This is a genomic window from Streptomyces griseorubiginosus (genome assembly GCF_017614965.1).
GTDB lineage: Bacteria > Actinomycetota > Actinomycetes > Streptomycetales > Streptomycetaceae > Streptomyces > Streptomyces griseorubiginosus_B.
Genome location: NZ_WVUG01000079.1, coordinates 15,760 through 31,229, shown reverse-complemented (window position 1 = coordinate 31,229; position 15,470 = coordinate 15,760). Strand labels below are relative to the sequence as shown.

General features: G+C 67.5%; 12 protein-coding genes and 3 pseudogenes. 8 read left to right on the top strand and 7 right to left on the bottom strand.

The genetic code is table 11. From position 1 onward, the window contains the following. From GRC12_RS45640 to GRC12_RS17345, 3 genes and pseudogenes are all read left to right on the top strand, one after another. Window positions 1-235: pseudogene (locus tag GRC12_RS45640) on the top strand (NF041680 family putative transposase); the annotation flags it as partial. A gap of 421 nt (window positions 236-656) precedes the next feature. Beyond that, window positions 657-1,001, top strand: coding sequence for a hypothetical protein (locus tag GRC12_RS17350; RefSeq protein ID WP_208780200.1), 345 nt, complete (start codon window positions 657-659; stop codon window positions 999-1,001). 641 nt (window positions 1,002-1,642) lie between these two features. Next, window positions 1,643-1,948, top strand: a complete 306-nt coding sequence (locus tag GRC12_RS17345) for a hypothetical protein (protein WP_208780199.1) — start codon at window positions 1,643-1,645, stop codon at window positions 1,946-1,948. Window positions 1,949-2,043: 95 nt separating this feature from the next. Here GRC12_RS17345 and GRC12_RS46425 read toward each other — a convergent pair whose 3' ends face one another. Beyond that, the gene (locus tag GRC12_RS46425) at window positions 2,044-2,175 is read right to left on the bottom strand and encodes a hypothetical protein (RefSeq protein WP_280117485.1); all 132 of its coding nucleotides are present in this window, start codon (window positions 2,173-2,175) and stop codon (window positions 2,044-2,046) included. Window positions 2,176-2,624: 449 nt separating this feature from the next. Between GRC12_RS46425 and GRC12_RS46945 the strand changes: the two are divergent. Both GRC12_RS46945 and GRC12_RS45635 read left to right on the top strand, forming a co-directional pair. Then, a pseudogene (locus tag GRC12_RS46945) lies at window positions 2,625-3,113 on the top strand (CocE/NonD family hydrolase); the annotation flags it as partial. Between the two features lie 141 nt (window positions 3,114-3,254). Next, entirely contained in the window at window positions 3,255-4,325 is a 1,071-nt protein-coding gene (locus GRC12_RS45635) for an LLM class flavin-dependent oxidoreductase (protein WP_244373034.1), read from the top strand. A 283-nt stretch (window positions 4,326-4,608) separates the two neighbouring features. On the opposite strand, the pseudogene GRC12_RS17335 reads toward GRC12_RS45635, so the two are convergent. After that, a pseudogene (locus GRC12_RS17335) lies at window positions 4,609-4,995 on the bottom strand (winged helix-turn-helix transcriptional regulator); the annotation flags it as partial. Between the two features lie 157 nt (window positions 4,996-5,152). Here GRC12_RS17335 and GRC12_RS17330 point away from each other — a divergent pair. Continuing rightward, window positions 5,153-6,040 (top strand): NADP-dependent oxidoreductase, encoded by an 888-nt coding sequence (locus GRC12_RS17330; protein WP_208780196.1) that lies wholly within the window; start codon window positions 5,153-5,155, stop codon window positions 6,038-6,040. A gap of 115 nt (window positions 6,041-6,155) precedes the next feature. On the opposite strand, the gene GRC12_RS17325 is transcribed toward GRC12_RS17330, so the two are convergent. From GRC12_RS17325 to GRC12_RS17305, 5 genes are all read right to left on the bottom strand, one after another. Next, a complete protein-coding gene (locus GRC12_RS17325) occupies window positions 6,156-7,367 on the bottom strand; it encodes a DUF3500 domain-containing protein (RefSeq protein WP_208780195.1) in 1,212 nt (403 codons plus the stop codon). Further along, complete coding sequence (locus GRC12_RS17320; RefSeq protein WP_208780194.1) at window positions 7,364-8,203, bottom strand: cupin domain-containing protein; 840 nt, start codon at window positions 8,201-8,203, stop codon at window positions 7,364-7,366. The genes GRC12_RS17325 and GRC12_RS17320 overlap by 4 nt, the downstream gene beginning before the upstream one ends. Before the next feature lie 65 nt (window positions 8,204-8,268). After that, the gene (locus GRC12_RS17315; protein WP_208780193.1) at window positions 8,269-9,087 is read right to left on the bottom strand and encodes a fumarylacetoacetate hydrolase family protein; all 819 of its coding nucleotides are present in this window, start codon (window positions 9,085-9,087) and stop codon (window positions 8,269-8,271) included. Between the two features lie 56 nt (window positions 9,088-9,143). Further along, a complete protein-coding gene (locus GRC12_RS17310) occupies window positions 9,144-10,799 on the bottom strand; it encodes an AMP-binding protein (protein ID WP_208780192.1) in 1,656 nt (551 codons plus the stop codon). Between the two features lie 81 nt (window positions 10,800-10,880). Continuing rightward, on the bottom strand, window positions 10,881-12,629 hold the full coding sequence (locus GRC12_RS17305; RefSeq protein ID WP_208780191.1) for an FAD-dependent monooxygenase: 1,749 nt from the start codon (window positions 12,627-12,629) through the stop codon (window positions 10,881-10,883). A gap of 759 nt (window positions 12,630-13,388) precedes the next feature. Between GRC12_RS17305 and GRC12_RS17300 the strand changes: the two genes are divergently transcribed. Both GRC12_RS17300 and GRC12_RS17295 read left to right on the top strand, forming a co-directional pair. Further along, window positions 13,389-14,066 (top strand): TetR/AcrR family transcriptional regulator, encoded by a 678-nt coding sequence (locus GRC12_RS17300; protein WP_208780190.1) that lies wholly within the window; start codon window positions 13,389-13,391, stop codon window positions 14,064-14,066. A gap of 325 nt (window positions 14,067-14,391) precedes the next feature. Continuing rightward, entirely contained in the window at window positions 14,392-15,225 is an 834-nt protein-coding gene (locus GRC12_RS17295) for an SDR family oxidoreductase (RefSeq protein WP_208780189.1), read from the top strand. Window positions 15,226-15,470: the final 245 nt, after the last annotated feature.

The window sequence follows — 15,470 nt, the reverse complement described above, 5'->3', positions numbered from 1 at the left end:
TCGCCCATGGGAACGGCCCGCAGAACCCCGCCGCCTCACCCCCGCCCGCGTCCGCCGGGGGTTTCGCAACGTCCGCGCGACAGCAGCCCGCCCGGCAAGCGCGCCAAAACCGTCCCGACCGGGCCCCGGACGGCCTCCCGGCTCGAAAAACAAGCAACGAGCCAGGCGCCACGACGTTGGCAAGACTGTCAAACGGGCCGAATCGATCAAGGAGCACCAAGCCCAGCGAGGTTAAACGCCAAGCTCAGGCTGTGAAGGCCACCAAATCAGTCACCGCTGATCATGCCCGGATAGTGACCAAGAAGGTCTGATCGACCGTTGCCGTTCCGCGGACTTCTCGCTGCAGGCGAATCCTGTGGCGATCTGCCGGTTCGTCGCGCCGTCGCTCACCATGCGCACCATGCGCACCAGGCCTGATGTCGCGTGGGGTGAGCCTGTCCGCGCGCATCCTGCGGCAGGACGCCCCCAGTTCCGCCCGCGAAAGCCTGAAGATGCGGTAGACCTGGCCCGCTCCCGCGGCCTGCCCTTCCAGACGGTGACCACCCTCATGGCCGCCGCCGACCCGGGCAGCAGGCCGGGCCACGCTGCCGCACGAGGCGTACGACCTGCTCGGCCCGGTCGGCGCCACCCTGTGGCGCTTCCACACCAGGACCGCGATGCGCCAGCCCGGACTCCCCGTCCCGGCCCGCAAGCAGGCCACCGCCGAGAACGAACACCTGCTGGCCCCCCTGAGAGGCGAACGTCTCAGCAACAGCCAGCTCGCCACCGTCCTGCGGCTCAGCGAGGACGCGGTCGCCCAGCGCCTGTCCCAGCTGTTCGCGCGCACCGGAATGCGCTCCGGCACTGAAGTCGTCACCGCCGCGCCGTACTCACCGGCTCCCTCTGAGCCCAGAGGGCGAGGCACCCCCCGGCGCCACGCCGCCCAGGTCGGCGGCCTCGGCCAGCACGGAGAACACCCAGCCGGTGGAGACCTTCCCTCCGGTGGGTCGGCGATCAGCTGAGCCGTACGTTCGACGGGCACGTGCTGGAAGACCAGGAGGTAGGCAGCCAGGAGCGCAGGTTCGGGCCATAAGTGGCCGGGGCGTGGGCGACACCTTCGGCCACCTCGGCGGGAGGGATGTGCCCGCACGGGCAGCGGACCTTTGTGCAGCCGGTGCTTCGGCGACCTTGACGTGACCACAGGGATGTCGCTCACCTGACGCCGGGTGGAGCCGTCCGAGGTCCGGCCCCGAAGCCTGACGCCGCAGCCGCCGGGCGAGTTCACCTGACGACGGTCAACGACGGTCGCCAGCCGCTGCTCGTCTTGCTGCACATCATCGGCGTGGACAAGCCCAAAAACCCCGATGACCAGGTCATCGTCACCGGCCGCACGGCCTAGCGCCCGCAAGCTCACTCAGACCGACGTGCCCAGCCGGAACAGTTGTCCAAAAATGGACGGCCTTCTACGCCCTGACGCCTTGGCACCGTTTAGAGTCCGATCATCGGCTCGCCGGAGAGGTACGGACGGCAAGTCGCGCGCGGGCGCGCCTCCCGGTACGGCGCATTGCGTCATGACCCGCCCGGCACGATCGGGCTTGCCATCCGATGACGGCCAGATCATCGATACCGTGCTGCTTTGGCTTCATTGAAAGGTTTCAAAGAAATGAAGATGTTCCAAGTTGCGTCTAGGAAGATCACCGTTGGTGTCATGGCAGCGGCAATTGCCACGCTCGGCCTCGCCGCCGCCGGACCCGCCAGCGCGGAAACCACTGCAACGACCGCCGCCAGCAGCACCAGGGTGGTGCCCGTCACCGGCGACGCGTACACGTGGAGCCTTCTAGCCGTTATTTCCGCTATGAACAAGTGCGTCAACACAGGTGGGACTGTCGACCTCAACTCCAGGACCATCCCCACGGATGTCGGCAATGGCCTCCTGACCGAAACGGTCATGTGCATATACAACAACTGAGCAATACCCCTTCTCGTCGACGCCACGGTGTTTGACTGCAGCGTGATAGGCGTACGAGGAGAGACCTGAATCAGTCTGAGGGAGGGCCCGTCAGCTTACTGTCGGGCCCTCCTTCCGTCGTCCGCGATGATGAAGTCGTACGGTTCGCCCCGGGTCGGAGCAGTGGTCGCCCGTCGCTGCTCCCGCTGGTCGGCCAGCAGGGCGAGGACGGGGAGTGTGGCCCCCACGGCCACGCCCTGGTCTTTACCGTCGATGCCTGGTCCTCGTTCGTCGCAGGTGTCAAGTCGGGTGACTACGCTCGCGCCGTGCCGCACGCGTGGGCGGGGTACGTCCCGGCGGAGGCCGGGCAGCGAGAACTGGACGAGGAACTGGACCGCCGTCTGGTGGAGGCGGCCGGCCGGTGAGGATGACCTCCCTCGAGGCATGAAGGTCATCCGTCGGGGAGCAGCCGGGGGGTGTCCGTGTCGTAGGAGGTCATCTCAACCACCATCAGGACCTGGTCCGCATCGGCGTTGCCAGCCCAGCGCACCGCTTTCGTTCCACAGAACGGCACGAGCGCTGGCCTGAGCGCCTACCGCGATAAAGGGTGGCGGACGTGCGCGTGCCGTGGGCCGTACAGGCCTTCGGGCGTACCGCGGCAATGAAGCCAAGGCGATCGTCCTGACTACGACTCAGGGTGATAGCCGCCCGGCCGTTTCGTGAAGCAGAACGGAGTTGTTCTGATGACCTCGAACCGGACCGCGCCGAAACGGCCTGCTGCCCGGCTCGATCGGCCGGAGGCGCGCTACAGGGGATTCACCCCGGGCCGGACCACGACCCTGCCTGCCGGCTACCGGCACCAGCGGGGAGCGCTGGCACTGCCCTCGGACATCGTCCGCGAGGAGGACACCGCACTCACCCTGCGCGACGGGACGACGATCTACGCCGATGTCTTCCGTCCGGTCAGGCGCCGGCTCCCGCCGTCGTCAACTGGGCACCGTACGGCAAGGGCGGCACGGGTTTCTGGCAGCTCGACTCGAAACTCTTCCCGAACCGGTTCGGCATCTCGCGTTCGCCGCTGTCGGGTCTGCAGTCCTGGGAAGGCAATGATCCCGCCTACTGGTGTCGGCACGGATACGCGGTCGTTCAGGTCGACGCCCGCAGAGTGTTCGACTCCGATGGCGATGTCGAGTTCATGCCGTCACGGCCTGCGCCACACCATCCACACCGGTGGCCGCTACCCGTCCCTGCTGCGCATCCCCGTCGTGCCCCGCGTGACGCTGCCTCGTCGAGGCAGCCGGCGGGCTCCGATAACCAAGGAGGAGCATTGCGTTTTTCGGTGATCGCTGGAGCCAGGCAGCGGCCGGACAAGGGCCAGAGCGCGGCCGACGCGTTCCACACCTACGTCGATGACATGGTCTACGCGGAGGAGGTCGGCTTCGATGCCTGCTACCTCGGTGAGCACCACTTCACGTTCGCATCGGGCAATTCCTCGCCGTTGATGATGGCGGCCGCGATCGCGGCACGCACCTCGACGATCCGCGTGGGCACATCGATCATTTGTGCCCCGCTCCACAACCCGGTCCGTCTCGCCGAAGACCTCGCAGCCCTCGACATCATCTCCAACGGCCGCTGCGAACTGGGCATCGGAGTAGGCGGACGCTGGGAGGAGTTCGTCACCTTCGGCGTCGACCCGAAGGAGCGGTTCGGTCGCACCTACGAGGTCTGCGAGATCATCGACCTCTGCTTGAACAGCGGCAAGCAGGTCGGGGACCGGTTCGACTGGAACGGCAAGTACTACCAATTCCCGGACATCAACTGGGTGATGCAGACCGTCCAGGAGCGAATTCCCATTCTGTGGGGCGGCTTCGGGCCCAAGGGGGCCCGGCGCGCAGGCCAGCGGGGCTACCATCTGCTCGCCCCGGACGTCACCGGGGAATACTCGAAAGCCGTGCGCGAAAACGGCCGGGACCCGAAGGACTATCTGATCCTCGGGCTCGTCAACAACGTCACCATCGGGGAGTCCTTCGAGGAGGCGTTCGAGGAGGCGTGGGAACCGTTCGCCTGGGTCGCGAACCAGTACGGCCAGGCCCCCAGCATCGACGACGGCAGTCCCTCCACGCAGCCCCTGTACACCCGCGAGGACGTTCTCCGTAGCGCGAAGACCAAAAAGCAAATGGGCTATGGTGGATTCAACGTTCCCATCGCGGGGACCGTCGACCAGGTGATCGAGCACTTCCTCCCGATCGTGCGCGGCAAACACGGCCTCATCACCCACTTCGGTATTGAGGTACGTCATCCGGGCATCTCGACGGAGACCGCCCGGCGGACGCTCAAGCGGTTCGCCGAAGAAGTGATCCCGGTGCTGCGCGCGGAGGCGGCGGCCAACGGCCTCTGACCCGCTTCCCGAGCTCGAGCCGGTCACAGCCTGAGTGACCACAACTGGCACGCTTCACCGCATGGGAGGCCGACGCTGTGAGGCGACGCAACTCCTCGCCGGTGCCACGGGTATCGAGCTGGCCGGTCCGTCCCGCGACGGAGAGCGCGGTGGCGGGCCGGACGCCGATGCCGGACCCAGGCGCGGGCGACGCAGTTCAGTCCAGGCTGCCTCTCCTGGTCGTAGGCCGCGCCCTTCGGCCGGATCCGGCCGAGGTCGCCTCCGTCTGCTGTGACGCGGCGTCGTCGTAGGTCTGCCGGGCCTTGTGTACCTCGTCCATGTGTGCCTCGGCCCACTCCCGCACTGCCGTCAGGGGCACGCTCAGGCTGGCGCCCAGTGGGGTGAGTGCGTAGTCGACGCGCACCGGGACCGACAGGGTCGCCGTGCGGGACACAAGCCCGTCTCGCTCCAGTGAGCGCAGTGTCTGGGTGAGCATCTTGGGGCTGACGCCCTCGATCCTGCGGCCGATTTCGTTGTAGCGCCTCGGGCCCTCGACGAGCGCTCCGAGAACGAGCACGGCCCATTTGTCGCTGATGCGCGCCAGAAGCTGATGGGTGGGACAATCCCTCAGGAACGCGTCGTAGTCGGACTGCGCCCGTTTCCGACGCTCTGCCGCGTCCATCGTGGCCATCAGTCACCTCCTGGTGAGGTACGCACTTCAAGGTGCCTACTTACCGCCAGATAGTAGCGGGGGCTAGTTTCGCTACAGCGGGGCGGAACCCTCGTGAGCCTGGTGAAAAAGCTCTGCCCAGGCAACCCTCCCAAACCACGCTCGAAGGAGACATGCAATGCGTGCTGCCGTTGTAACGGACTTCGGCGGACCGGAAGCCGTGCAGATCGTCGAAAGGGAGATCCCGGAACCGGGCGCCGGTCAGGTACGGATCAAAGTCGCCGCCGCGGCGCTCAACCCGGCCGACGCGATCACTCGTTCCGGTGTGCTGCCGGCGGACCCGCCCATGGGCTTCGGCTGGGACGCGGCCGGGACGATCGATGCGACCGGCGCGGACGCAGGCTGGGCGGTCGGCGACGCCGTCGTCGCCCTCGAGGACAACCTTGTGAAGCAGCTGGGCACCCACGCGGAGTATGTGATCGTGGAGGGCTCCGCGGTGGCGGCGGCGCCGACGTCCGTGGACGCGGTGCACGCGGCGACGGTGCCCTTGAACACCTTGACCGCCGCCCAGGCCCTCGATCTGCTGGACCTCAAGCCGGGCCAGACGCTGCTGGTGACAGGTGCGGCAGGCGCAGTGGGCGGTTACGCCGTCCAGTTGGCGGCGCACCAGGGCATCGAGGTGACCGCTCTGGCGGGAGAGAACGACGCGGACTTCGTCCGGGGCCTGGGTGCGGCCCGTTTCGTGGCGCGCGGCGATGCACCGGGGCGCCACGACGCCGTCCTGGACGCGGCTCTCCTGGGGGAGACGGCGCTGGAGTGGGTGCGCGACGGCGGCGCCTACGCTGGCGTGATGCCGCCGTTGCTGCCTGCTCCGGTCCGGGAAATCCGGACAGCTGCCGTGACGGTCACCGCGGACGGCGCAAGACTCAAGGAACTGGTCGCTCTGGTCGACGCCGGCGTTCTGACCACGCGAGTTGCCGAGACCTACCCGCTGAACGATGCACCGAAAGCGCACGCCCGCCTGGCTCAGGGCGGCATCCGCGGACGACTGGTGCTGCTGCCCTGAAATCTTCATTCCCGCAGCTCTGGACGATGCCTGAACGAGTCATTCCGAATGCTGGCGGGCTCGTATTCTCAGTTCTTTCGGGGCCTACGGCTGTTCCCCGGCGCACCCTTCGGTTTCAGGAATGGTGCCGGGCGTAGTGCTGGCGGAGGAGGTCCTTGCCGTAGTCGCCCCCGTTCGGTGTGCGCACGATCGTGTGCACATGGAAGGGTTCGGGTTCGTCGTTGTCGAGAAAGATCCCGGGGTGGTTGTCGTACTCGACGAGGAGTACGGGACTGTGGAACCGGTAGTAGAACGGGGCTCCTTCTTCCCAGGTGCCGATCCAGCCGAGGTGGGTGCTGTCGAGGTGGCGCTCCACGTGGGCGCGGCGGTGGGCTCGGGGGGCGTCGGGCAGGTTCGCGAGGTAGGGGTCGGCCAGTCTGAGCAGGAGTTCTCGCTGGCCGGGGCGGAGCGCGTCACCGGGCAGTCCGGCCGAGGGGAGCACGATGTTGTCGCGGCCCGCGCCGGTCCGGTGCCGGCCGTCGACCGCTCCCGCGAGTTCGTGGGGCAGGTCGGCGGCGAGCATGGAGCCGTACAGCAGGGCCCGGTCGCGCTGGGCAGTGTCGAGCGAGTCCATGAACTCGCGGGCCAGTCGCTGGTGTTCGCCGAACAGGTTCTCCCCCTCGAACTCCGAGCCGAGGAAGGCCGGTGTCAGAACGACCTGACCGCCGAGGAACAGGCAGTGCAGGTCGATGTGGTGTCCTTGAAGTTGCCATCCCCAGGGGTCCTCAGGGCCCGGTGTCCCGAAGAGGGTGAACCAGTAGCAGTACTCGGTCAGCGTGTCGTGGTAGGCCCCGACGAGTTCGCCGAGCGCGCCGTTGAGCCGCATCGCCTCGCGTGCCTGCGCGAAGCCCGCCGGGCTCAGGGATGCCTCGATCACGGCGAATGCGGCCTTGCGCTGCCCGTCCTCCAACTCCTGGAGAAGCAGCCCGTGCTCGGGGAAGGTGAGGAAGGCGTTGCTCCACAGCTGCCACTCGTCGGCGTCGATGGGCAGTGCCGCCAGTGACCGCTGCCGACGGTCGAGCCCGGCGAGGTAGTCCTTGGCCGCCCGTGCGGCGTCCGCGCCGCTGGCACCCTCGTCTCCGAGCGAGAACAGTCCCCGTTCCGGCGTGCCGTTGGTCGTGATGCCGACGAACGGCTCTCGTGCGGTTCGTTCCACGGGGGGCAGCTCGGCGTCGCCCAGGAGCTGCAGCATGGCGCTGACGCCCGCATCGTCGGTGAAGTCGACGGTGCCGCGCTTGAGCGGAAGCGCGGGCGGGCGCGGTCCGTATCCGCGGTACAGACCGGTCATGCATCCGGCTCCTGGTCGTGGCGGGCGGTGGTGACGCCGACGAGTCCCTCGCCGTTGGGCTCGAACGTCACACCGCGGTCCCAGGGCCGCCCGTCCTCGGGGGGCGGGGCCAGGAGGGTCAGATGCTTCTCCACCGCGTCGCCGTCGTTGTACTGCCGGTGCGGTACACCGGCCGGAAGGATGATGAGCGTGTCCGGGCCGACGGTGTGCTTCTCCAGGGCCACCTCGATGGTGAGTTCACCTTCGAGGACGAAGTAGTACTGGTCGAACTCGTGGATGTGGGTGCCCGGCCCTCCCTTGCCCGGGCCCACCTCGGCGTAGTTGATGGCAAGGTTCGAGGAACCGGAGTCCGGGTCCGCCAGAGGCAGGATCCTGAATCCGGGCATCGGTTCGGCCATGGCGGACGCGTCAACTGCCTTGACGAAGCCCGGAACAACGTTGCGCCGGTCGGCGGGAACGTCCTCCGGCTTGTCCACGAGCAGCGCGATCTGGGTCCCGGGTGTGGGTGCCGGGGCGATGATCTCGAAGTGGGTCTCCGTGCCGTCCCCGTCGTTCCAGTTGCAGTGGACGAGTCCGGCCGGGATGAACACCAGGGTCCCGGCGTCGATCCGGTGCACCTCCTCACCGAGCCGGACGTTCATCGATCCGCGGATCAGGTAGTACAGCTGGTCGCTGTGGTGATAGTGCAGGCTGGGACCGCAACCGCCGGACTCGATGTGACTGGCGACGATCAGCGCGCTCTCCAGATGCGAGACGAACTGGGCTCGGTAGCCGGGGAATCCGGTATCGAACGTCTTGGTCTCATCGAACGGGCGTATGAACTGCATGCGAGCCATGGCTCATCTCCTCGGGGAGCTGGGGCGATGGGGTCAGGAGGTGAATCGCGCCGTCCGCACGGCGGTCAGCCGCGCCGACAGACGTTGCGGCACTCACCGACTCCGCTGATCCGGGTGACGACCTCCTCGCCGTCCGCGAGCCAGCGCTGGGGAGACAGGGCGTGGCCGACCCCGCCAGGGGTGCCTGTCATGATGAGGTCGCCGGGTTCGAGCGGCAGGATCGTCGAGATGTAGGAGACGAGCTGCGCCGGTCCGAAGACGAGGTCGGCGGTGATGGCCTTCTGCATCAGCTTTCCGCCCACCTCGCAGGTGATCTCGTGGACCGAGCCGGCCTCGTCGGGGGTCACAAGCCAGGGGCCGACAGGGGTGGTGCCGGCGAAGGTCTTGCCCTGCAGCCACTGCGCGGTACGGAGTTGCCAGTCCCGCGCGGACACGTCATTGCAGACGGTGTATCCGGCGATGACCGCTTCCGCCCCTGCCTCGTCGATCCGGTAGGCATGGGTGCCCACGACCACTCCGAGTTCCGCCTCCCAGTCCATCTGCTCGACCACGTCCGGGAGGTGGATGTCGTCGAAGGCACCGATCAAAGCCGGCGTGAACTTTGCGAACAGAGTCGGGTACTCGGGGAGCGGCTGGCCGACTTCGAGAATGTGAGCACGGTAGTTGAGACCCACGCAGATGATCTTCGAGGGGCGCGGCACCACCGGGGCGTAGTCGAGCGTGGTCACGTCGTGCCGCGGACCGCGGGCCCCCGCGGCCTGGTGTCGCCATGCGTCGTCCGACAGTAACGCGCCGACATCCGGCGCGCCTACCTCGACGGCGTCTTCGCCGTCGATCACGACGGCCTGGGTCTGTCCGTTGACACGGACGGTGGCGAGCTTCATGGGGATGACCATTCTTTCGGTTGTTCAGCGTTCGGGACGGGGTCTGGTGGGTTCGCTCAGCCGCGTCCGCGCAGTTCGCGCCGGAGCACTTTGCCGCTGACGGTCTTGGGGATGTCGTCGAGAATCTCGATCTGGCGGGGGTACTTGTAGGCGGCCATGCGTTCCTTGGCGAAGGCGATGAGTTCCTCGGCGGAGGCCGTGGCGGACGCCTTGAGCGAGACGAAGGCCTTGACCGTTTCGCCGCGGTAGGCGTCGGGGACGCCGACCACGGCGGCCTCCCTGACGGCGGGATGTTCGTAGAGGACGTCCTCGACCTCCCGGGGCCAGATCTTGTAGCCGCCCGCGTTGATCTGGTCCTTCTTGCGGTCGACGACGTAGAACCAGCCGTCGTGATCCATATGGCCGACGTCACCGGTGTGGAAGCCGTCGGGGCGCAGGGCCGACGCCGTCTCCTCGGGCTTGTTCCAGTAGCCGGCCATGACCTGTGGTCCGGACACCACCAGCTCGCCGGTCTCCCCCACGGGTAGTTCGTTGCCCTCGTCATCGACGATCCGTGCGTCGGTGTCGAAGGCGGGTACGCCCACCGACAGCGCACCGGACACCGGATCGACCGGCGCTTCAGCATGGAAGGGCACGATGTGCGTCGGCGAGGTCGTCTCGGTGAGGCCGTAGATGTTGTGGATGTACGTCCCGAAGGTCTTCCGGAAAGCCGTCACCGTACTCGGAGGGATGGGGGCGCCTCCGGAGTACACCTTGGTCAGCGTCGCCAATTTCGCCCGGTCCGCGCCGGGAGTGTTCATCAGCGCGATGAACACGGTGATGGAACCGACCGTGAAGGTGGCCTTCTCCGCCTGGGCCGTGTCGAGGGTCAGCCCCGGGTCCATCCGGTACATCAGGACGAGGGGCGCGCCGGTCAGAAGCGAGAGCGCGAGATGGCCGATCTGGCCGGTGATGTGGAACAGGGGCGCTATGCCGAGCACGACGTCGGCGGAGCCGATGTCTATCCACTGTCGGTAGGTGGTGGCGTTGAAGACGATGTTGCGATGAGTGGTCATCGCCCCTTTGGGCGGCCCCGTCGTGCCGGACGTGTACGTCAGAAGCGCGACATCGTCGGCGCGGAGGCTCGCAGCCGGCGCGGGCTGCCCCCGGTAGCGCGCGAGGAGGTCCAGCAGATCGGTCGTGCCCGGACAGTCGAGGCGTTCGACGCCGGCGAACACCCGGGCGTCGTCGCGGGTCTGCAGGTCGAGCTCGGAGGTTGTGACAACGGTGCGCACCGATGTACGGGGCAGAACCGCGGCCGCGACGTCCCGGTGCAGGGACTGCAGACACACGAGCACCGACGCTCCCGAGTCGGTGAGCAGCTCGGTGAGTTCGCGTGCCTTGTTCATCGGGTTGATCGACACGACGATGCCCCCGGCCTTCCACGTGCCGATCTGGGCGATGACGAACTGCGGGACGTTCTGGCAGTAGATCGCCACGCGCTCGCCGGGCGTAAAGCCCTCGTCGGTGATTCCGGCGGCGAACGCGTCGGACAGCTCGTCGAGCTCCCGAAAGCTGATCCGTCCGTCGAAGTAGCGGATCGCGTCGCTGCCCGGAGTACGTTTCGCGGTGGCCCGGAACATGGCCAGCGCGTCGTCGTGCTCGAGTGCGACAGTGGCCTGCTGACCCGAGTCATAGCGGGCAAGCCAGGGTTTGGTGTCGTACACCGTCATGATCGTCCTCAGCGTCGAAAGACATCAGGCCAGTCGTCCGATTGCTGAGCGGCGCGGCGATCGGACCCGTGGACTGCCGTGTCAGGAATCGGGATGCAAGATCTTCGTGAGAGCGGTGCGGAGATCGGCGGCAGGGTCGTCGGTCACGTCCTTCGCCCGGAACGCGATGTACTTGTCCGGCCGGACCAGGAGGCACCCTCCGTCCGTGATCTCCCGCATCTTGGCCCAGTCCCCGTAGACGTCGGCGTGCGGAAGGCCCAGACCGACCGCCACCGCGGCGATCGGAAAGCCCAGTTCCTCGGACAGCCGCTCAGCCGCGTCCACCCAGGCCTGACCGTCGTTGCCCGTGATGACCGTCCACGTGTCGGCCGGGACCAGATCGAGCGTGCTGACCCGGGTGTCGTGGTGGTCCAGCCACGCGTGGGGCAGGTACGCCCCCGGGTGCGTGGTCGGCTGGTAGTACAGCTCCTCGTCCCGCTCGTAGGCCGGCATGGGAGTGCCGTCGTCGGCGACGGCAGCCGAGACGTAACGCTGCCCCATCTCGACACCATGGGTGTTGATGCCGTAGTCCCAGACGTCCAGTGCCTCCAGGACGTTCTGCCGCCGCTCCCGGCCTTCGGGAGTGGCCGACAGGAACGTGTCGATGGCCGCGAAGCCCTCCTCCTCGGACTGCCCCGCGCTGATCCCGATATGGGTGGGGAGAGCGGCCACGAAGCCGATGGACGCGGTGGCGCGCGCGACGATCTGCCGACCGACCGGCAGCCGCTCCGCCTCATAGGAGTCCAGGAGCGCGTCGGAGGCATGGCCGCCCAGGACCGCGGCGAGTTTCCAGGCGATGTTGTACGAGTCCTGGATCGAGGTGTTGGCTCCGAGCCCGTTGGACGGGTTGTGGCGGTGGGCCGCGTCGCCCGCGATGAAGATCCGCCCCTTGCGGTACGAGGTCGCGATCTTCTCCTGCAGCTCCCACGCGCCGACTCCCCTGACCTTCACGGGGACGTCGGGGTCGCCGATCGCGGTGCGGAGGCGCGGAAGGATCGTCTCCTCGGTGGCGTCCATCGGGTCGAAAGTGGGGTCGTAGCTGAACTGCACCAGCCACTCGTTCCACTGGCGGACGAGGGCGAACGTACCCGACCCGAAGAAGTACTCCTTGCCCGGGTGATTGGTCCAGTACAGGATGCCCGGGCGGTGGGCGAGGAGGTGGCTGAGGTCGGCCTCGATGTAGGCGTTGACGGCGTACCCGAGCTTCCCCTGTCCTTCGAAGTCGAATCCGGCCTGGGCGGCGACCGTGGAGCGTCCGCCGTCCGCCCCCAGGAGGTAGCGGGCGCGGATCGTGTACTCCTGACCGGTGGGGCGGTACAGCACCGTCGCGGTCACCCCGTCCGCGTCCTGGGTGACCTCGGTCAGCTCGGAATTGAAGCGGATGTCCGCCCCGAGCGCCATGGCACGGCTCAGGATGACCGGTTCCAAATAGTTCTGAGCGATGTTGGTGATCTGGCACGGGCTGGCCGCTTCGTATTCGCCCTTCCGGTCGGTCCTGGTGCCCCAGGCGCGGCGACGCGAGAGCTCACGGCCGGAGAGGTTGGTGGTCCAGACGATGTCCGGGACCTCCACCATCTTGTAGCCGCCGTTGTACACCTCGCGTTCGATGCCGAGGTCGCGCATGATCTCGACCGTTCGCTGGTTGGCGAGATGCGCACGCGGCCCGTTGGCCGTCGCCTGGTACTTGGTGATCGTGATCGCCGACACGCCCTGACGCGCCAACAGAGCAGAGGACGCGAGCCCGGCCGGTCCGGCACCGACCACGAGTACGTCCGTGACTATCACGCTCATCGCACCCACTCCCTGTCTCTCGATGTCGACCCTGGCTGTGTGCCGGTGACAGGGGGCACGCTGAAGACGGCGTCGTTCATGTTCCGGACTGCTCCTTTTCGGGCGCCCTCGGGCTGTCACGAAGACTCAGGCTGGCGGGCCTCGGACAGCGCGTCAGGCACTGGATGTACGCGGGCACGTGCAGACAACCGTGGTGTCCTTTGCCGAGCAGATCGGCGCTTCCGGCGTTACGGTCGTGGCAGGGGAGGGCAGGAAGAACGCCCTGGCGGTCTCACCGTAGAGGGCTCGGAAGCAGGTGGCATCAGCCGCATACGTCCCTGCAGCCCGATTTGGGGCACAGCACTCGCCAACTGACAGGGCCTCAGCCGATTCCTCCGGATCGCTACGGGAGCCCGAGATGGCCTGCGGCCGCAATCGCGATCTCTCCGCCTTTGCGAAGGACACGGCAGGCGGCGAATGTCGTCAGCAACGTGTGGTGCTCCGACACGGTTCCGGGCAGATGCCCTTCCCGGTAGCAGAAAGGGCAGGGCTTGTGGTTGCTTTGTGGGCGCTCACCGATGACCCCTCTTCTCGTCCCGTAGCGGAGGTTTGGTCGCGACCGTCGCCTGAAGCGGGCTTCACTCCCGCTCCGGCGCGGGTTACGCTACCAGCCGGACGGCCGGTTGGGAACCGGACGGCCGGTTGGGAACGTGAGGTGGCTCGCCTCCCCCATCCAGGCGCCGGTACTACGCTCAGGACCAAGCAGATGGAAGAAGGACGATGACCACGGCCGAGAGGCGAAAGACCGCCAACCAGAGCCCGACCAGCCGTCGTTGGCAGGAGGTGATCGACGTTGCGGCCGGGGTGTTCTACCGCCTTGGCTACTCCGAGGCCTCGGTCGGGGACGTCGCGGCCGCCCTGGGCATCACCAAGGGCAGCCTGTACCACTACGTGCAGAACAAGGAAGACCTGCTGCATGCGATCATCCGCGAGGCGCACGATCTGACCCGGGACACCCTGCGGCGAGCCCAGGCACTGGACGGGCCAGCCCTCCAGCGGCTACGGCAGTACTTCACCTGGCACGTGCGCATCAACACGGATGACCTGGAGAAGTCGACGCTCATCTACCGGGACCTGCGCCACCTGTCCGCCGGCCGGCGCGAGGAGATCGTCGAGGTTCGGGACCAGGTCGAGGCGTTCGTCCGTCAGTTGCTCGCCGATGGCATGGAGGAGCACGCGGTGTGCCGGCTGATCGATCCCCGGTTGGCCTCCATCGAGATGTTCTCCACCGCCAACGCGATCTACCAGTGGTACCAGCCGGAGGGCCCACACACCGCCGAGCAGGTGGCCGAATCGGTGGCCGACTTCGTGGTGTCCGCCGTCGCCTGTGATGGGTCCCTGGCAGGACGTTGCTTCCGGCACGGAGCGGGCCCCGGGGACACGGGCCCAGGCGTGTAAGGCCAACTCAGGGACTGACCGGGTGCATACGGGTCCAGCGACGAGTTCCTCTCGGGCACGGGCCGGGATGCACGCCGATCTCAGTCGTCACGGTGATGGTGGAGCTCGCGCCCGGGCGGCACCCTGGTTGGCGCGATGTCCGTCGCCCCTCCTGAGCGCGGGCGGAAAGCAGACGGCAGCGTTCTGGGCGCCGCCATCGAAGCTGTTTCGGCTGCTGCCCACGGATCAGGACCTCCGGAAGGCGCTCTCGCCTTCCCGGGGAAGCCCCCCGCACTTCACCGGCCACTGACACACCCACTACGGCACCGACGACGGGAGCACCCGCATGGGTACATCACTGAAGGGTCGGACCATCCTGATGTCCGGTGGCAGCCGCGGCATCGGTCTCGCCATCCTCACCGCTGCCGCCCGCCAAGGCGCCAACGCGGTGTTCCTGGCCAAGACTGACACCCCCGACCCGAGGCTGCCCGGCACCGTGCACACCGCGGTGGCCACGATCGAGGAGGCCGGTGGGTCGGCCGTCGCCGTGGTCGGAGACGTCCGCGACGAAGCCGATGTCGAACGGGCGGTTGCCACAGCCCTCGATCGGTTCGGCGGCATCGACATCTGCGTCAACAACGCCAGCGCCCTCGACGTGCGAAGCACCGAGGAACTCCCCCTCAAACGCTTCGACCTCATGCAGTCGGTCAACACCAGGGGCGCCTTCCTGCTGACTCGGACCTGCCTCCCGTACTTGAAGCGGTCCGACCACGCCCACATCCTCACCCTGTCACCACCCCTCAATCTCGCTCCGCGCTGGCTCGGCGCCCACCCCGCCTACACACTCTCCAAGTACGGCATGACACTGCTCACGCTCGGCTGGGCAGCCGAGTTCGCCGACCACGGCATCGCCGCGAACTGCCTCTGGCCCCAAACTATGATCGCGACCGCCGCCGTGACCAACGTCCTTGGCAGCGAGAGCGCTTCCCGGTCACGAAACCCCGAGATCATGGCGGACGCGGCCCTCGCCCTACTCTCCCGCCCGCCGCACGAATGGACCGGCAAGACCCTCATCGACGCTGACGTCCTGGCCCAAGCCGGAATCACGGACCTGGCACGTTACGGCGGCGGGGAGCATCCCGAGCTGGACCTGTTCGTGGATCAGCCGCGGGTGGAGTGACCGTTCACGCTTGCGGCCGGTACCTGCAGACCCCGGACGATAACCGGGCGAAGGGGTTACCGGAAGCCTTCGGCACGGCCTCGTCCGCGTTCGTACCGCGTCGGGGACCACCGTCGTAATCAGCCGCTTGGTCGTCGCACCGACGCAGGCCGAATCGGTTCAGACTCCACCCGGCTCTGCGAGGTGACTTGCACCTGAGACACGGCAAGCGGCAGGTCTTCGGCTACTCCGGCTACCTGAACTGC